Source organism: Pseudomonas saliphila (genome assembly GCF_008638345.1).
Taxonomy (GTDB): domain Bacteria; phylum Pseudomonadota; class Gammaproteobacteria; order Pseudomonadales; family Pseudomonadaceae; genus Halopseudomonas; species Halopseudomonas saliphila.
The window spans coordinates 66,189-84,229 of sequence record NZ_VTVA01000004.1; the positions used below are offsets into that span (position 1 = coordinate 66,189).

The following is an 18,041-nucleotide window of genomic DNA, read 5'->3' on the forward strand; positions in this document are numbered from 1 at the left end:
TCAGTCCAGCAACAGGCCGGCGATCAGCTCACGCTGCGCCGCCCCGTTGCCCAGATACAGTTCACTGGCCTTGGCCCGTTTGAAATAGAGATGCACGTCATACTCCCAGGTAAAGCCCACCCCGCCGTGCAGCTGGATGGCGTTACCCGCATTGAAGAACAGCGTGTCCGAGCAATAACCCTTGGCCATCGCGGCCGCCTCGTGGAGTTCGCTGGCGATGCGTTGATCGCCGTCTGGGCTCAGCACTTCCTGCGCCACGCAGGCGGCGTAATGCACCGCCGAGCGCGCCACTTCGCACTTCAGCTTCATGTCCGCGGCTTTGTGTTTGAGCGCCTGGTAGCTGGCGATGGGACGACCGAACTGCACCCGCTCCTGCATGTAGGCCACGCTCATGTCCAGCAGCTGCTGGGCTGCGCCCATCTGTTCGGCGGCCAGACATACCTTGGCCAAATCGATAAGGGACATAAGCTGTGCAGCACCCTGACCGGCAGTGCCCATCAGGGCAGTGGCGGGCAGCTGGACATCAGCAAGAGTGATCTGTGCCTGGTGTCGAGTCTGATCCATGGTCGGCAACCATTGGCGAGCAACACCTGCAGTCTCGGCCGGGACGGCGAACAGCGAGATGCCGTCCATACCCTGGCTCCCCGGTGCACGAGCAGCAATGATCAGCAAATCAGCACTGTGGCCGTCGACGACATAGCGCAGTTCGCCATCAAGCTGGTAACCCTCGTGGGTGGCTTGCCAGGTCGCGGTAACCGCTTCGCAGCCCCACTGCCCACCTGTGCGCGCCGCCTGCGGCCCGGTCCAGGCCAGCGTGGCGGTCAGACTGCCATCGACCATGGCCGGCAGATATTGCTGCTTGTGCTCGTCAGTCCCCGCGAGCAGCAGGCTATTGGCGCCGAGACAGACTGTCGCGAAAAAAGGCGAACACAGCAGCACTCGACCCATTTGCTCCAACACCGCCGCCAGCTCGACGTGGCCCAGGCCCATGCCGCCGTATTCTTCCGGCACGGTAATCGCCTGGAAACACAGTTCCTGGCAGATGCGTTGCCAGAGCGCCGGATCGTAACCCGCCTCGGTAGCCATGGCTTCGCGCACGGCTGCCGAGGTGGATACATCCCGCAGAAATTCTTCCGCAGTATCGCGGATCATGTTCTGCTCGTCGGTGAAGCGAAATTCCATGGATTGTCTCCGGGCTTAGGCGCCGTACACTTTCTGCGCGGGTACTTCCGTGCTCAGCAGCGCCTGCACCGCTTCGCCTACTTGAGCCGGTTGCCAATGGGCGCCCTTGTCGACGCCTTCGGTAGTGCGCCAGCCATCGGCAATGGAGATCTTTCCGCCTTCTGCCTCGAAGACGCGCCCGGTCACCTGAGCCGCTTCAGCTGACGCCAACCAGGCCAGCAGCGAGCTGACATTCTCCGGCGCCCAGTAATCGAAGCTGCCATCGGTTGGCTTGGCCATGCGCTCGGCCATCGCGTCTACCGCCGTGGTCATGCCGGTACGGGCAGCCGGAGCTACAGCGTTGGCGGTGATGCCATAACGGCGCAGTTCGGCCGCCTGGTTCAGAGTCAGCGCAGCGATACCCGCCTTGGCGGCGGCATAGTTGGACTGGCCGATAGAGCCCTGCAGACCTGCACCTGAAGTGGTATTGATGATGCGTGCATCGACCTTGTTGCCTGCCTTGGCCTGATCACGCCAATAGTGCACGGCATGGGAGCTGATGCAGAAATGCCCCTTGAGGTGCACGGCCATGATGGTGTCCCACTCGGCTTCGGTCATCGACGCAAACATGCGGTCGCGGTTGACGCCGGCGTTGTTCACGACCACGTGCAGATCACCGTAGGTATCGATGGCCTGTTTGACGGCATTCTCGCTGTCGGAATAATGGGTGATGTCCGAGGTATTGACCACGGCGCGGCCACCGGCGGCGACGATCTCATCGACGACCTTCTGTGCGGCGTCACGGTTGATGTCGTTGACGATGACGCAGGCACCTTCGCTGGCGAACACCCGCGCATGGGCCGCGCCCAATCCCCCACCGGCGCCGGTGATAATCGCTACTCTATCGTTCAAAATACCCATCTTTAGCGCTCCTGTTCTTGGCACCACTGAACGCTTGTTTTCGCGTCCAGTGGGAGCATCTCTGATCAGAGACGCTCAATAATGGTGACGTTGGCCTGGCCACCGCCTTCGCACATGGTCTGCAGGGCGTAACGGCCGCCGCTGCGCTCCAACTCGTGCAGCAAGGTGGTCATCAGGCGTGCGCCCGTGGCGCCGAGCGGGTGGCCAAGAGCAATGGCGCCGCCGTTGACGTTGGTTTTTGCCGGGTCGTAATCCAGTTCTTTCTGCCAGGCCATAACTACCGAGGCGAAGGCTTCGTTGATCTCCACCAGATCGATGTCGGCCATGCTCATACCCGCGCGTTGCAGCGCTTTACGGGTGGCGGCAATGGGCGCCGTCAGATGCCAGATCGGGTCGTCGCCGAGCACGGTCAGGTTATGAATTCGCGCGCGTGGCGTGAGGTTGTAGCGTTTGAGCGCGGCTTCCGAGACCACCAACATGGCAGCCGAGGCGTCGCAGGTCTGACTGGACACGGCGGCGGTAATGTCCGGAAACTGCGGATCGACCGGCTCCAGCGAGGCCATTTTTTCAAGGGTCGTCTCGCGAGGCGTTTCGTCATGGCTAAGGCCGTTACAACCGACTATCTCGCGCTGAAAGCGTCCCTCGGCGATAGCGTGGAGTGCACGCCGGTGGCTTTCCAGAGCAAAGGCTTCCATGTCTGCACGGCTGATATTCCAGTGGCTGGCGATGCGCTGAGCTGAATAGAACTGGTTGACCGGCTGGTCGCCAAAACGCGCCTGCCAGCCCTGGCTGCCGGAGAATGGATCGGGGAAACCCAGTGGCTGCCCGGCGAGCATGGCGGAAGAAATAGGAATCTGCGTCATGGTTTGTACGCCGCCGACGGCGACCACGTCCTGGGTCCCGCTCATCACAGCCTGCGCGGCAAAATGCACCGCCTGCTGGGATGAACCGCACTGCCGGTCGACAGTGGTGCCCGGTACATTCAGTGGCAGGCCCGCGGCGAGCCAGCTGGTGCGGGCGATATCACCAGCCTGCGAGCCAATGGTGTCGACACAGCCAAAAATCACATCGTCGTATTCGTCGGCGGGAATCGCGTTGCGCTCTACCAGCGCCTTGAGCACGTGGGCACCGAGATCAATCGCGTGCACGTTCGACAGCGAGCCCTTGCGTCTGCCTGTCGGCGTGCGCAACGCGTCTACGATATAGGCTTGTGGCATGGTTATTCTCCGAAGGTGAATTGCGGACCGATGGGGGCCCCGTCGGCGAGCACGGCCGTGGCCACCCGCGACTTGTGGAAGGCTCGATCACCCCAGGAGGAGTCCAGCGCCCAGGCGCGTTTCATGAACATCTGCAGATCGACTTCCCAGGTGTAACCCATGGCGCCATGCACCTGAATGCCATGCCGCGCGGCGAGCCAGGCCGCCTCGCAGCAAGCCAGTTTGGCGTGCGACACATGCAGATCGACATTGGCTTCGCCTTGCGCCAGCGCGTGGGCGGCGCGGTAGAGAACCGGCTTGGCAAATTCGATTTTCTCGGCGACTTGGGCCAGGTGATGCTTGACCGCCTGAAAGCTGCCGATCGGCTTGCCAAACTGCTTGCGCTGAACCACGTAATCAATCGACAGATCCAGCATACGCTGGGCCAGCCCGATGCTCTGGCCGGCTACCGCCAGCGCGCCGCGGTTGAGCGTCTGGTTCCAGATGGCCTGACCCTGTGCGGCGTCGACGATGCGAGTCTCGTCGCTCGGGCTGAAGGTGATCCGACTCAGCCGGCGAGAGCTGTCGATGCTCGGGTTGCGCTCGAAACCTATGCTCTCGCGGCGCACGCTGTGTATCTCGCCGTTGTGCTCAAGCAGTATTACGTCCGCCAGGTGCACATCGGCGACCAGCGGGTTGACTGGATGGCCCACGGCAAAACGGGCGTCGCCCTCGGCAATTTTCGACAGCATTTCATCCCGGCGCGGTGTTGCTTCCGGCAGTGCACTGAGCAGACCGGTGGCAACGTAGGCGGTGTCGGCCATGGAGTCAGCGATGGCGTAGTAGCCCAGTTCCTGCGTCATCAGTGCCCAGGCGACATCGTCCATCCCCAGGCCGCCAAGCGCTTCGGGGACAGACAACGCAGTCAGCCCTTGTGCGGCCATCTTGCTGCGCAGTTCCGGGGAGCGACCATCGTCGGTATCCCATATCTCGCGCAGCATTTCCGGCGGTGCTTCGGTCATCAGGAAGCGGCTGATCGCCTCGCGAAAGGCAAGCTGGTCTTCGGTAAAGGTAAAGTCCATGTTTGGCTTCCTCAGGCTTTCGGCAGGCCGAGCATGCGCTCGGCAATAATGTTGCGCTGGATTTCGTTGGTGCCCGCATAGATAGGCCCGGCCTGAGCGAACAGGAAGCCTTCCAGCCAGTTGCCGTGTTCCACCGCTTCCGGGGCATAGCCATTCAATTCGCCGTATGGGCCAAGAATGCGCATAGCGGTTTCATGCATCTTCAGGTCGAGTTCGGACCAGACGATCTTGTTGATACTGGCCTCGGCGCCAATCTTCGCGCCCTTCTCGACCAGACCCACTGTGTGATACGCGGAATGAGCGTAGGCTTCTGCGCCCATCCAGCTCTCGATCACCGCGTCGCGCAGGCCCGGGTCGCGTTCGGCCACCTCGGGATGTGCCTTGTACAGGTCGACCAGCCGTTTGGCGGTCTGCTGAAAGCGCGCCGGGGAACGCAACAACAATCCGCGCTCGAACCCCGCGGTAGCCATCGCCACATGCCAGCCCTGCCCGTCTCCACCGATACGGTTGCCCACCGGCACCCGCACGTCATCGAAAAACACTTCGGCAAAGGCGTCTTTTCCGTTCAAGGCCTTGATCGGGCGCACGGTGACGCCGGGGCTGTTCAGCGGTACCAACAGGTAGCTCAAACCATGGTGACGGCTGCTCTGCGGGTCGGTGCGGAACAAACCGAAGATCCAGTCAGCGAAGATCGCGCGGGTAGACCAGGTTTTCTGGCCGTTGATCACGTACTCATCGCCTTCACGCAGCGCCTTGCTGCGAATAGCCGCCATATCGGAACCGGCGTTCGGCTCCGACCAGCCCTGCGCCCACATGTCCTCACTGGAGGCAATGCGTGGCAGGAAGTGGCGTTTCTGCTCCTCGGTTCCGAACTCCATGAGCGTTGGTCCGAGCAGCAGCTGGCCGTTCTGATTGACCCGCATGGGGGCGCCAGCGGCGTAGTATTCTTCCTCAAAGATCAGCCACTCGATCAGGTCGCAGCCGCGACCACCCAGGTGCTCGGGCCACATGACCATCGACAGCCGGCTTTCGTATAGCTTGCCTTCCCAGGCACGATGCTCCTCGAAGCCTTCGCGGGTGTCATAGCTGGCCAGCGGCTGGCTCGGCACATTGGCCTTCAACCAGGCGCGCACTTCGGCGCGAAAGGCTTGTTGCTTGGCGGTATAGGTCAATTGCATGGCATGGTTCTCAGAAGCTGGCGTCGCGCTTTTCGACGAAGGCGCGGCGGGTCTCGGCGGAGTCCGGCAGGGTGTAGGCTTCCAGGGTGAAACCCTGTTCCCAGCGGTACTTGTCTTCCAGGTTGCCGTCCTCGATGCCGTTCAGCGCCTCCTTGGCGATACGGATCATGGCCGGGCTCTTGGCAGCAATGCGGGCGGCAATCTCGCGGGCCGTAGCAGCCAACTCATCGCGCTCGACCAGCCGCTCGATAAAGCCGTACTGCATGGCATCCGGTGCGGTGACCGTCTCGCCAGTGAAGAACATGTAGCGCACCTTTTGTACCGGGAACAGGCGCTGCAGGTGGGCGCCGCCGCCCATGGCACCGCGGTCCACTTCCGGCAGGGCAAAGGTGGCGCAGCGCGACGCAACGACAATATCCGCCGCGCCCGTCATGCCGATGCCACCGCCCAGCACGAAGCCGTGCACGGCAACGATCACCGGCACCGCGCAGCGATGGATGGCCTTGAAGGTGGCGTAATTACCGGCATTGACCTTGACGATCAGCTCGGGGTTGGCGTCCAGTTCCTTGATGTCGACCCCAGCACAGAAGCCGCGTCCTTCAGAACGGATGATCAGCACGCGGACCGCCTCATCGGCGCCCAGCGCATCAATTTGCGCGGCCAGTGCCAGCCACTCTGTACTGTCCAGCGCGTTGACCGGCGGCTTGTTGATCACCAGCTCGGCAATGCCCTGATTGATGTCCACCTTGAATGCACTGTTCATGCTGGAATCCTCTCGTGTTGGTCGGCTTGTTCCGCCGGGGGGTGCTGCATGCGTTGGCACAGACGCTGCAGACAGGTCTCTGCCTCGTCGGCAATCTCGCGGATCAATTCTTCGCAGCTCTGCAAACGGTCGATCGCTGCGGCTACCTGGCCACTCGGCAGAATGCCCTCATCGGGGAAACCCTCGACCATCGAGCGTTGCAGCAGCACCGGCTGGTTGGCGGCCATGATCACCTGGGACGTGGCGCCAGGATCGTCCTTGATCGCACGGATGAAGGTCTTGATCATGTGCCCGGTAGTCATGCCGGTTTGCGCTTTCCATTTGCGCGCACTGTTCAGGGCGATCCACAACCGACCCACTGGGCCGGCCGCTTCAAGCTTGTTGATAAAGGGGTTTTCCACCATGCGGTGACGCATGCCGTCGACCGCTAGCGTGACGCGAATCTGCTGGGTATCACGGGTGTCCAGATAGCGCTGGAGTGTGGCTTTGGGAGTGGGCGAGTCACTGCTCATCATGAAGCGCGTGCCCATGGCGATGCCTTCGGCACCGGCAGCCAGCGCCGAGGCCAGCCCGCGTCCAGTCGAGAACCCACCGGCCGCAATCACCGGCACATCGACTGCGTCCAGCACCTGCGGCAACAGGATGGTGGTTGGCACGCCGCCGGTATGGCCGCCGCCCTCGCCGCCCTGGATGGTGATCATGTCCGCACCCATTTCCACCGCTTTCACCGCATGCTTGACTGCGCCCACCGTGGGGATACACAGCACGCCGGCATCCTTGAAGCGCTGGACCGTTTCGCGGTCCGGGCCACGGCCATAACTGACCGCACGCAAACGGTACTGGATGGCAAGATCAACGCACTGCGCCGCGTTTTCCTGAAACATATGAAAATTCAGGCCGAAGCTGCTGCTGTCGGTGGCCTCAATGACCTTCCTGATTTCAGCTTCAAGCTGCTCTGCCGGGATGGTCGCGCCGGCCAGAAAGCCAAAACCGCCGGCACGCGTGGTTGCGATCACCAGATTGGCATCCGATACCCAGCCCATGGCGGTCTGGATGATCGGATAGCGGCAACCGAGCATCTCGGTCAGCCGGGTGTTCAGCGCACTCACGACTTGCCTCTTTGGCCATCCGCCTGCGCCTTGTTTGCCGCAGCCATGGCCTTGCCATCGAAGCCGCCCAGCTTGTCGCCGGATATCTGTTCGTTGTGCACGTGGGCGAAGTGATGCCAGGCGAACGCCGCTTCCATCCCGGTACGCTTGCCCTGCAGATCCTCAATATGATTGACCGCCTGCTTGGTCAGGGCCAGGCCCATGCGCGGTTGCTTGGCAATACGGCTGGCCATCTCCAGCGTGGCGGATTCCAGATCGTCCCGCGGCACGACGCGATTGACCATACCCAGTTCATAGGCACGGGCAGCCGGCATGCGATCGCCGAGCATGAGAAATTCCTTGGCAATGCGTGGATGCATCTCAAAGGCGTGGGCGAAGTACTCCACACCCGGGATGCCCATGCGCACGACCGGATCCTGGAAAAAGGCGTCATCGCTGGCCACGATCAGGTCGCAGACCCAGGCCAGCATCAGTCCGCCAGCGATGCAGCCTCCCTGGACCATGGCGATGGTCGGCTTGGGCATCTCGCGCCAGCGCCGGCACATGTTCAAATAGACTTCCTGCTCACGTACGTAGAGAAACTCGCCACCGGGCTTGTTGGTGTGGTCCCACCACAGATGTTTGTGCTCGAAGGACTTGGTCACGTCCCGTCCGGGGGTGCCAATGTCGTGTCCGGCGGAGAAATGCTTACCAGTAGAGCGCAGCACTATGACCTTGACCGCATCATCATTGATGGCGCGGCGGAAGCAGTCGTCCAGCGCGTAGGTCATCTGCGAGTTCTGCACGTTGTTGTACTGGGGCCGGCTCATGGTGACAATCGCCACGCCCGCTTCGACCTGATAGCTGACCGGCTCCTCCGTTTCGTAAACCGCAGTGTCCGGGCGTTCGACGAATTCGCTTGGCTCGCTCATGCACGCAACTCCTCTGCAGTACGGATACCAGCCGGGTTGCCCTTCAACTGCTTGTCGCGCAGATTGTGCGGGTCCAGCTTGGCAATGACCGCCAGCTGCTCTGCTGTGGGGTGCGCGGTCTCGCTCAGATGGTCCGCTTTCAACAAAGGAAACCCGGTGCGCTCCTGAACCAGCTCAAAATCAACTCCGGGGTGCAGCGAGACAACCCGCGCTGCATGATCCGGCCCGTTGAAATCCATGACACACAGGTCGGTTACCGCAACGCCGATAAACATCAGGTCATTGCGCATGCCCGGCTTCCAGCGTTCAGGATTGAAGCCGACGCCGGATACCATATCGACTTCACCGGAGACGAATACCCGCTTGCTGTGGTTCGGCACGAAGAAGGAGTTGGCGTGGTTGATGCTGTTGCCCGGCAAACCCCGTACACCCAGCATGGCCACTTTGGGTTTGTGATAATCACCGATCACCGACAGGTTGCTCTGCGCCCAGCGATCAATCTGCGTTGGGCCGACCATCGCATGCCGCCGGCCATGCCAAACGCAGTCGAACACCCGCTCGAACGGCATGTAGCCAGAGTACTTCGGCACATAGTCACCGCGCGGGCCGACCGGAATGGGCTCTTCAACCAGATAGGCCTCACTGTCGGTCATCAGCAGCTCGGGGCTATGCGTGAGCTTGGCCAGGCTGGCACCCAGACGCGGGATAATGCCCAACCCGGAGGCCAGCAATTCACCGTTGTTGCGCCAGGCTTCCGAGGCAGCAACTATCATCAATTCAGCCAGGCTGAAGTTTGCGTTACTCATGTTCAGGCTCCTCAGAAAGTCGGCAGTGGCAGTGCGGCCATGCGCTCGGCACCGCCGTTACGGGTGCGGTATTCGTCCTGGCTGCAATCGACGTAGGTTTGCAGATAGCGCTCCCAGCCGTTTTCTTCGCTGGCGCTGTTGCTGTAATCCTTCAGGTGTTGCATGTCCCAACCGTATTCCGGGCCGCAACTGGTCGGGTGAGCGCCCAGCGGGGCCTCGATCACCCCGGTTACCAGGGAACGCTCGAAGGTATTGAAGCGCGCGGTCGCAGCGTCCAGTTCGAGCCGCTCTTCAACCACCTCGGCCGACACAAAACATTGCTTGGCTGCGCGGGCGACGTGATGATCGAAATACACGTCATGTCCGGTAACCAGGGTGTTGCCCAAGCGGTCGGCACGGTTGACATGAATGAACGCCACGTCCAGATTCAACGCCGGCATCGCCAACAGCACTTCGCCGTCCGCATAGGGGGAAGTAATCAGCTGCAGATCAGGATTGTGCGTCAGCACATCGGTGGCCAGGCCGGCACGGGCCGGCAGGAACGGCAGGCGCATCGCGGCGGCCTTCAGCCCCCACTGGAACAAGCCTTCATCCAGCTCCATCACGTCCAGGGTGCCGGCTTCCCGGGCCTTGCGAAAATAGGGTTCCAGCGGGATGGCATCCATGGTGGCGAAGCCGAAGATCAGCTTCTTGACCTTGCCAGCAGCGCACAGCATGCCAACTTCCGGCCCGCCATAAGCCACCACTGTGAGATCCTTGACCTCGCTGCGCAGTATTTCGCGCACTATTGCCATGGGCTTGCGGCGGGGACCCCAGCCACCGAAACCGATCGTCATGCCGTCACGCAGCTGGCCAACCGCATCGGTTGCCGTCATCAGCTTGTTCATTGACCTTCTCCCGCTTGGCCGAATTCATGTCCCCAGATGCTCACCCGGGTAAACTCAAATGCGGAATGCTGGTCCCAATCGACCTGCAACCCGCCATAGCCATACTCGAGATCGAAACCCGATGGCGTTTTCATATAAAAGGAAGTCATCTTGTCGTTCAGGTGCTGCCCCAGAGTGGCTGAGAGCGGCGTCTTATGGGCGACTCGGCGATCATGGGCGCGGCCCACTTCGGTCATCGAATCCACTTCCACCATCACGTGCACGCACTTGCTGGGCACGTCGTACTCAGCGATTGCCAGGCTGTGGTGGCGCGAGTTACCGCAATGCAGAAAGTGGATACGCACCGGTGGCACGCTCGGATCCGGACGGAAGTTAAATATGTCGGAAATTTCGAATCCCAGAACGTCCTGATAGAACCTGGCGCATTCATCGAAGTTGGGTGCCGGCAACACAGTGTGTCCCAGCCCCATGTCCCCGGTCAGGAAACACGGTACGCCCTGCGGCGAGACGAACGGCTGGCAGTCGGAACGGTAGCCCCAGGTCAGCTCGTTGCGGTTGCCCGACGGGTCAAAGACGATCGCCATCGCCTGCACGCCGCGCTGGTCACACAGCGCCGCATCACCGAGCTCATAGGCCACCCCCTGGTCCTGCAACCGACCCAGCACCGCTTCAAACGCGGACTTACCCGACATTTCCCAGCCGGATGCCAGATAGCAGGGGGTATCGCCCTCGACGATCAGCATGCGAAACGGACGATCATCCATTTTGACGTACAGGCCACCGCCGGGCGCAGGGGACGTCATCATGCCCAGCACGTTTTCGGCGTAATCGCGCCACTTGTTCAGGTCGTCGATCTGCGCGACGTAATAGCTCAATGCGCGAATGTCACTCATCTGGCAGCTCCTCATACGATGCTTGGTAGGCTTCAGATGATTGTTGCGCCGACGACGCGAGGACTCATCGTCCATTGAGACTAAAGGGCGGGATTGCCTGTGTTACGGCGTTGCCCCCTCTATCAGAGACAAAAAAAAGCCGCCCTGCTTATGCGTGGGCGGCATGGCGTTGCTACTCGGCAACCAAGGACAGCACAATGACAATGCAGATTACATATACAGGATCACCAGATCGTTGATCACCGCAGGCCGTTCCTGGCCGACCACATGGACATTGAATTCCAGCGTGAGCTGGGTGCCACGCTTGTTGCGCTCGACCGCTTTCACCCGGGCCCGGGAGTGCACCAATGAGCCGGCAGGCACTGGCGAGGGGAAGCGCAACCGTTCCGAGCCGTAATTGACCATGTTGGTAAAGCCGGTAATCTCAAAGGTCAGCGGCACTTGCATCCGCGACATCAACACCTGTACCAGCGCGCCATGTGCAATGGTTCCGCCAAACGGACCTTCCTTGCGGGCGCGCTCCGGATCGGTGTGGATCCAGTAGTTGTCGCCGGACAGTTCAGCAAAGGCATTAATCAGATTCTGATCAACCAGAACCTGATTGCTCCATGCGCTGTATTCATCCGAGACCAACGCCTTGAGCGCAGCCTCATCCGTGACGGCGATCTGTTGCTTGGCGGGCCCACTGTCAGCAGTCGGCGCCGGTGGCGCCTTTGGCACTTCGTCGCGCTCTGTCAGATCAACGTTAGCGCCGGTATAGCGCAGCAGCACGGTACCGTCCTCGCTGACGCGGGCGCGCACTGGTTTTACAGGCATGCCGATTTCTATCTGCTCCGGATCCAGGCCAATCAGCGTGGTATTCACGCGCACGCCCTGCTCCAGCTCAACCACCGCCAGAATCTGCAGCTCCGCACCGGCAAACTCCGGCAACGTCGGTACCCGGGCCACGGTGAAGGTGTACAGAGTTCCTTTACCCGACACTTCTTTCCAGGCCACATTATGAGACAGGCAATGGCTGCAATGGCGCCGCGGATAGAAAGTCCATTGTTGGCAGTCGCCGCACTGCTGCAGCATGATTTTTCCGGCCTTCAGGCCATCCCAGAAAGGGGCTGACAAACTGGTCGCCACCGGCATCGGTTTATTGCTCGACATACTCACGCTCCCTGAAGAATCAATGCGCCCTGCTCGCTCATGACACCACCGGTGCCCGAGACAAACACCTGATCACAGACCTTGAGCTGACGATCTCCGGCCCGACCGGCAATCTGTTGGTAGCCCTCGATCACCTGTGAGAACCCGCCCGCTGCACCGGCCTGGCCGAAGCTCAGCTGACCGCCGTGGGTGTTCATCGGGAAGTTGCCGCTATAGGTCAGATCGTTTTCCAGAATGAAACGCATGCCCTCGCCCTTGGCGCAGAAACCGGCGTCTTCAAGGCTCAGCAGTACGGTGATGGTGTAGCAGTCATAGATCTGCGCCGTGTGCATGTCCTGCGGCTTGAGCCCGGACATAGCGAAGGCGCCCCGCGCCGCCGGACCGACAGGCGTCTCGGTCATATCCGGCGAATAGGTCGGGGACTTGTAGCCCAGACGCTCACCGAAACCGGTGACATAGGCCGGACGATTGCGCGCCTTTGCAGCCATCTCCTTGGAGGCAACGATGACCGCTGCGCCGCCAGCCACCGGCATGACGATTTCCAGAATATGCAGCGGGTCGGCCACCATCTTGCTGTTCAGCACGTCTTCAATGGTCAACGTCTGACCACGGAAGATCGCGTCCGGGTGGGCCTGCGCACTGGTGCGCTGATCCACGGCGATCTTCGCCAGGGCGCGCGGATCGTAGCCATACTGCGCCGCATAACGCTGGGCAATCATGGCGTAACCGGTGTTCTGGCCCATATGCCCATAGGGCAAATCGAATTCCGCCTCCGGCGCACCGAATTGGGTGCTGTGGCCGCCATAGCGCATGGCGCGTGCCATAGCCGACGGATCCTCATCCGGCCCGAACGGCGCCATGCGCTGTGGAATCACGCAGAGCACTGCCTGACATTGTCCCAGCTCGATGGCAGCCGCAGCACGCCAGATCATGCCTACTGCGGTGGTCCCACCAAGATCGACGACCTCGGCAAAGTTCAGCGCGATGCCGAGATACTCGGCAGCCATGGCCGGTACGAAGCTGGACGCTTCATGAAAATGTGGACCGTTGATGCACAGGCCATCGATATCGCTGGCCTTGAGCCCTGCATCGGCGAGCGCCTGCGCCGCCAGATCCGCCACCTGCTCCAGATGGAACATCTGCGGAGCGGTGGAATATTTTTCCGGCTTGTACTGAGCGGCGCCAACGATGGCCGCCTGTCCTTTTAGTCCCATGCGCTGCGAACCTCTTGTGGTTTTTATGACTTCTCAGGATTGTTCAACGTCAGGCCGGGCGTTCCATCGTCCATAAGGCCTACATTCACACATTCTTTCTGAAATTGGACCGTAACCGCCCTCTCTATCCATATGGACGAGGCTGGAATAGTGGCCTCGCGTCATCCTCATACACGCAAAACCAATAATAACGAGGATGAACGCGATGCTGCGCAGCAAACTGATCAGGCTTGTCGGCTTAATAGCGGGCCTGGTGATCACCACCATTAGCCAGACCGCACCCGCCCTATCTGATACCGATTGGCCGATGCATGGCAATAATGCCGGCGAGACGCGTTTCGCGCCTGAGGCCATGATCAATCGCGCCAACATACAGCGTCTGGGGCTTGCCTGGCATTTCCGGTTCGACAGACCACGCGGCGTGCAGGCCACCCCTATCAAGGTTGGCGACACGCTGTACGTCAGTGGCCCCTGGGGCGTGGTCTATGCATTGAATGCCCGAGATGGCTCACTGCGCTGGCAGCATGATCCCGAGGTACCACCGCGCAAAGCAGCGATCAGCTGTTGCGATGTGGTAAATCGCGGCGTAGCTGTCGAAGACGGCAAGGTCTTTGTAGGCACCATCGACGGCCGCCTGCAAGCGATCGACGCCGAGTCCGGTAAGCTCCTGTGGGAGACCCTGACTGTGGATACGGATCAGCCTTACACCATTACCGGCGCGCCCCGCGTCGCTGCGGGACTGGTGATGATCGGTAACGGCGGCGCCGAGTTCGGGGTGCGTGGATATATCTCCGCCTACGACCCCTCCAACGGGGAGCTCAAGTGGCGCTTCTATACCGTGCCCGGAAACCCGAAGGCTCCGGCAGACGGGCAGATTTCAGATCAGCCCCTCAAACAGCTTGCGCAGTCTACCTGGACCGGGGAATGGTGGGCTCAGGGCGGCGGCGGTACTGTCTGGGACTCCATGGCCTGGGACCCGCAAAGCGGTCTGCTGTATTTCGGCGTGGGCAACGGTTCGCCACATGACCGGGACCTTCGTAGCCCCGAGGGCGGCGATAACCTCTTTCTCTCTTCGATCATCGCCGTACGCGCACAGACCGGGGAGTATGTCTGGCACTACCAGACCACCCCTGGCGACAGCTGGGACTACACGGCAACCCAACACATTGTCCTGACCGATCTGGAAATTAACGGCGAAACCCGCAAGGCATTGTTGCAGGCACCGAAGAATGGATTTTTCTATGTACTGGATCGCCTCACCGGGGAACTGCTCAGCGCCAAAAACTATGTGCCCACCTCCTGGGCCTCGCATATCGACAAGCAAACCGGTCGTCCCGTAGAACTGGCAGGCGTGCGATACCCGGCCGGTCAGCCGGCGCTGGTCACGCCGTCCCAGATCGGCGGGCACAATTGGCAACCTATGGCCTATAACCCCTTGACCGGTCTGGTCTATATCCCGGCCATGGAAAGCACAGCATTCATGATGAAGGCGGCGGACTTTCGCCATGAACCCGGCCGCTGGAATACCGGCATACAGGATCATCCGATGCCCACCGACGCCGCAGCACTGGCTCAGGCAAAGGAGAGTTTCAGTGGCCATCTTCTGGCATGGGACCCGGTCAGACAAACAGCGGCCTGGCGTACCGAGCAGCCCGGTCCGTGGAATGGCGGCGTTCTGACCACCGGCGGCAAACTGGTCTTCCAGGGCCAGGGCGGCGGCGGATTGCATGCCTACGATGCCCAAACCGGTAAGCCTTTGTGGCAGAGCGATACTTGGCTGGATGTCCTCGGCGGTCCGATCTCCTATACGCTGGATGGCGAGCAATATGTCGCCGCCACAGCCGGCTTCGGCAGTTCAATGCATTTGTCTGCCAGCGTGCTGATGCCCAGACAAGGGATGCCGGTGCCAGGGGGTGTCTTCGTCTGGAAGCTGGACGGCAAGCAGCCACTACCAATCCCCCAGTCACGCCCTCCCGCCCCGGCCTTGCCCTCTATCGATGCGGATAACGAGGATATCCAGCTCGGCGGGCAGCTTTACACGCGCTACTGCATGGTCTGTCATGGCGCCGCCGCTGTGGCAGGCGCAGCCATCCCGGACCTGAGGTACTCGCCCTATATCCAGGACCAGGAGCTGTTCAGTCTTCCCTTACTTGAAGGCATTTTGCAGAAACGCGGGATGCCTTCCTTTGCGGGCACGCTGGATCACTCAACGGTGGAACAGATCCGCAGCTATATCATTCACAGCGCGGCGAATGTAAATGGTCCGAATGAACGATGACCATGTGATAAAGAGCCCCGACCATCAGGTGACAAGAATGCGGGCTGCGACAGCAACCTGACTGGAATACCGGGGAGCAATGAACATGACAACAATTAACATGGGCACCATTGGCGTGATTGGCGGCACTGGAAACCTTGGAGCCGCTTTGGCCCAGCGCTGGATCAAGGCCGGACACCAGGTGCTGATCGGCTCCAGGGACGCAACCAAGGCTCAGGAAAGTGCCGCACAGCTGAGCCAAAAACTGGGGGTCGCCGTAGGCGCCGGGGACAACCGCAGCGTGGCGGAACAGGCTGATCTGCTGGTGATGGCCGTCCCCTTCGCTACCCAGGCGGCGGTCATTGCCGACATTCGGGCCGCCGCACAGGGCAAGATCGTGGTCGATACCACAGTGCCGCTGATGCCGCCGAAGGTGATGCGCGTGCAACTCCCGGAAGAAGACTCTGCAGCGGTACGCGCTCAACACCTGTTTGGCGCCGATGTACGTGTTGTCTCGGCCTTTCACAACGTGGCGGCGCACAAGCTGGCCACTGACGAGGAAGTAGCCTGCGACGTGCTGGTCTTTGGTGATGACGCCGACGCCCGCGCGATTGTGGTCAAGCTGGCGGATGACGCAGGCCTGCGCGGACTGCATGCCGGTGCCCTGACTAACTCTACTGCAGCGGAAGCGCTGACCTCGATTCTGATTTTCATGAACAAGTACTACAAAGTTGATGGTGCCGGCATCCGCATCAGCGGAGAGCTGGTCATGAATCCCGACAACTGAGCGACCCGCCATGCTCAACAGCGTCCAGTTTCAGGCCTTGGAAAATATCCCCGAAATCACAGCCGGGGATGATCTGTCGCGCATCATCCGACAGGCGCTGGCGGAGGCCGAGCTGATCCTTGAGGACAGCAGCATACTGGTCGTAGCGCAGAAGATTGTGTCTAAAGCGGAGGGACGGCTAGTCGACCTAGCCAGCGTCTCGCCCTCACCTCAAGCCCATGAATATGCGCGCATCACCGGCAAGGACGCGCGTCTCGTCGAGCTGGTCCTGGCCGAGTCCAGCAGCGTATTGCGTGCCGTACCCGGCGTCATGATAGTTCGTCATCGGCTCGGCTATGTAATGGCCAATGCCGGGATCGATCAATCCAACTTGCCCGATAACACAAAGGGAACCCAGGCCCTGCTACTCCCCCTTGATCCCGGCGCGTCGGCGCGAGCCCTGCACGCCGGCCTTACCACGCGCAACGGCGGCCATCCGGGCATTATTATTTCGGACAGCTTCGGCAGGCCGTGGCGCAACGGCGTAGTCAACATCGCCCTGGCCTCCGCTGGCATTCCGGCGCTGATCGACCAGCGCAACGGCAGTGACCGCCATGGGCGCACCTTGCAGAACACCCTGGTAGCCTTCGCCGATGCGGTGACCGCCGGCGCGGGCCTGGTCATGGGCGAAGCCAGTGAGGGGACTCCGGTAGCGCTGGTCAACGGCCTGCGTCCGTCAGCTGCGCACAACGATGCCGCGGCGCTAGTCAGGCCCCTTGAAGCGGATTTGTTCCAATGAACGGGGGTCGCATATTAGCCCTCAGCGGCGGGGTCGGCGGCGCCAAACTAGCCGATGGACTGATGCACGCCTGCCCCGGCGGTCGACTAACCCTGGTGGTGAATACCGGAGATGATTTCAACCATCTGGGCCTGCACATTTCCCCGGATATCGATACCGCCCTGTATACCCTGTCTGGTTTCTCCAACCCGCAAACCGGCTGGGGCCGGCGCGACGAAACCTGGTCCTTTATGCAGGCGCTGGAACAGCTCGGCGGCGACACCTGGTTCCGTCTCGGCGATGCGGACCTGGCATTGCACGTGGAGCGCACGCATCGACTGGCAGCCGGCGCCTCGCTGAGCGAGATTACGGCCGAGTTCGGCACGCGCCTGGGCATTAGCGCGCAGATACTGCCCATGAGCGATGACCCGGTACGTACCCGGGTCAGTACTGACATGGGCGAGTTGGATTTTCAGCACTATTTCGTTCGCGAACAGTGCCGCCCCCAGGTTCGCCGGATCGAATTCAGCGGGGCTGAGACGGCGCGGCCAGCGCCCGGCGTTGTGCGCGCTCTGCAGAATGGGGATCTCGACGCCATCATCCTGTGCCCGTCCAATCCCTATCTGAGCATCGCACCCATCCTTGCCGTTACCGGCATGCGCGCATTACTGCGTGCAGCTGGCGTGCCGGTCATCGCGGTATCGCCACTGGTTGGCGGACAGGCGGTAAAAGGGCCAACGACCAAGATTATGAATGAGCTGGGCCTGTCGGTGAGCGCGCTGCAGATCGTGCAGGACTATGCCGGGCTGATCGATGGCTTCGTGCTCGATAGTCGTGATGCACAGCTGCGCGACCAGATAGATTTGCCCGTCGCGATAGTCGACACGCTCATGCACTCCCCCCTCGACCGCCAACGCGTCGCCCAACAGACCCTGGCCTTCGCTACCACCCTACGGGCCTGACTCTC

General features: G+C 61.3%; 17 protein-coding genes. 4 read left to right on the forward strand and 13 right to left on the reverse strand.

Features of this window, described 5'->3' with window-relative positions; genetic code table 11:
* The 13 genes from FHK95_RS05880 to FHK95_RS05940 form a co-directional block, all read right to left on the reverse strand.
* Nucleotides 1–1,182: an acyl-CoA dehydrogenase family protein gene (locus FHK95_RS05880; RefSeq protein WP_150303666.1), complete on the reverse strand. Its 1,182-nt coding sequence runs from the start codon at nucleotides 1,180–1,182 to the stop codon at nucleotides 1–3.
* 15 nt (nucleotides 1,183–1,197) lie between these two features.
* Entirely contained in the window at nucleotides 1,198–2,082 is an 885-nt protein-coding gene (locus FHK95_RS05885) for an SDR family oxidoreductase (RefSeq protein WP_150303667.1), read from the reverse strand.
* A gap of 65 nt (nucleotides 2,083–2,147) precedes the next feature.
* Nucleotides 2,148–3,299, reverse strand: coding sequence for an acetyl-CoA C-acetyltransferase (locus FHK95_RS05890; protein ID WP_150303668.1), 1,152 nt, complete (start codon nucleotides 3,297–3,299; stop codon nucleotides 2,148–2,150).
* A gap of 2 nt (nucleotides 3,300–3,301) precedes the next feature.
* A complete protein-coding gene (locus tag FHK95_RS05895) occupies nucleotides 3,302–4,360 on the reverse strand; it encodes an acyl-CoA dehydrogenase family protein (protein ID WP_150303669.1) in 1,059 nt (352 codons plus the stop codon).
* Between the two features lie 11 nt (nucleotides 4,361–4,371).
* On the reverse strand, nucleotides 4,372–5,538 hold the full coding sequence (locus tag FHK95_RS05900) for an acyl-CoA dehydrogenase family protein (RefSeq protein ID WP_150303670.1): 1,167 nt from the start codon (nucleotides 5,536–5,538) through the stop codon (nucleotides 4,372–4,374).
* Nucleotides 5,539–5,548: 10 nt separating this feature from the next.
* The gene (locus FHK95_RS05905) at nucleotides 5,549–6,301 is read right to left on the reverse strand and encodes an enoyl-CoA hydratase family protein (RefSeq protein ID WP_150303671.1); all 753 of its coding nucleotides are present in this window, start codon (nucleotides 6,299–6,301) and stop codon (nucleotides 5,549–5,551) included.
* Nucleotides 6,298–7,410 carry an NAD(P)H-dependent flavin oxidoreductase gene (locus FHK95_RS05910; protein WP_150303672.1) on the reverse strand — a complete coding sequence of 371 codons (1,113 nt, stop codon included), beginning with the start codon at nucleotides 7,408–7,410 and terminating at the stop codon, nucleotides 6,298–6,300. Before FHK95_RS05910 ends, FHK95_RS05905 begins: the two co-directional genes overlap by 4 nt.
* Nucleotides 7,407–8,321: an enoyl-CoA hydratase gene (locus FHK95_RS05915; RefSeq protein WP_150303673.1), complete on the reverse strand. Its 915-nt coding sequence runs from the start codon at nucleotides 8,319–8,321 to the stop codon at nucleotides 7,407–7,409. Before FHK95_RS05915 ends, FHK95_RS05910 begins: the two co-directional genes overlap by 4 nt.
* Nucleotides 8,318–9,127, reverse strand: a complete 810-nt coding sequence (locus FHK95_RS05920) for a CoA-transferase subunit beta (protein WP_150303674.1) — start codon at nucleotides 9,125–9,127, stop codon at nucleotides 8,318–8,320. The genes FHK95_RS05915 and FHK95_RS05920 overlap by 4 nt, the downstream gene beginning before the upstream one ends.
* An 11-nt stretch (nucleotides 9,128–9,138) precedes the next feature.
* Nucleotides 9,139–10,014 (reverse strand): CoA transferase subunit A, encoded by an 876-nt coding sequence (locus FHK95_RS05925; protein ID WP_150303675.1) that lies wholly within the window; start codon nucleotides 10,012–10,014, stop codon nucleotides 9,139–9,141.
* On the reverse strand, nucleotides 10,011–10,907 hold the full coding sequence (locus tag FHK95_RS05930) for a VOC family protein (protein WP_150303676.1): 897 nt from the start codon (nucleotides 10,905–10,907) through the stop codon (nucleotides 10,011–10,013). The genes FHK95_RS05925 and FHK95_RS05930 overlap by 4 nt, the downstream gene beginning before the upstream one ends.
* 210 nt (nucleotides 10,908–11,117) lie before the next feature.
* Nucleotides 11,118–12,059 carry a bifunctional OB-fold nucleic acid binding domain-containing protein/MaoC family dehydratase gene (locus FHK95_RS05935; protein ID WP_150303677.1) on the reverse strand — a complete coding sequence of 314 codons (942 nt, stop codon included), beginning with the start codon at nucleotides 12,057–12,059 and terminating at the stop codon, nucleotides 11,118–11,120.
* A 2-nt stretch (nucleotides 12,060–12,061) separates the two neighbouring features.
* Nucleotides 12,062–13,273, reverse strand: coding sequence for a thiolase family protein (locus FHK95_RS05940; protein ID WP_150303678.1), 1,212 nt, complete (start codon nucleotides 13,271–13,273; stop codon nucleotides 12,062–12,064).
* 205 nt (nucleotides 13,274–13,478) lie between these two features.
* Here FHK95_RS05940 and FHK95_RS05945 point away from each other — a divergent pair, with 205 nt between their 5' ends.
* From FHK95_RS05945 to cofD, 4 genes are all read left to right on the forward strand, one after another.
* Nucleotides 13,479–15,551: a PQQ-dependent dehydrogenase, methanol/ethanol family gene (locus tag FHK95_RS05945; protein ID WP_150303679.1), complete on the forward strand. Its 2,073-nt coding sequence runs from the start codon at nucleotides 13,479–13,481 to the stop codon at nucleotides 15,549–15,551.
* Nucleotides 15,552–15,636: 85 nt separating this feature from the next.
* Complete coding sequence (gene npdG / locus FHK95_RS05950) at nucleotides 15,637–16,317, forward strand: NADPH-dependent F420 reductase (RefSeq protein ID WP_150303680.1); 681 nt, start codon at nucleotides 15,637–15,639, stop codon at nucleotides 16,315–16,317.
* Between the two features lie 10 nt (nucleotides 16,318–16,327).
* The gene (gene cofE, locus FHK95_RS05955) at nucleotides 16,328–17,095 is read left to right on the forward strand and encodes a coenzyme F420-0:L-glutamate ligase (RefSeq protein WP_150303681.1); all 768 of its coding nucleotides are present in this window, start codon (nucleotides 16,328–16,330) and stop codon (nucleotides 17,093–17,095) included.
* Entirely contained in the window at nucleotides 17,092–18,036 is a 945-nt protein-coding gene (gene cofD / locus FHK95_RS05960; protein WP_150303682.1) for a 2-phospho-L-lactate transferase, read from the forward strand. The genes cofE and cofD overlap by 4 nt, the downstream gene beginning before the upstream one ends.
* Nucleotides 18,037–18,041: the final 5 nt, after the last annotated feature.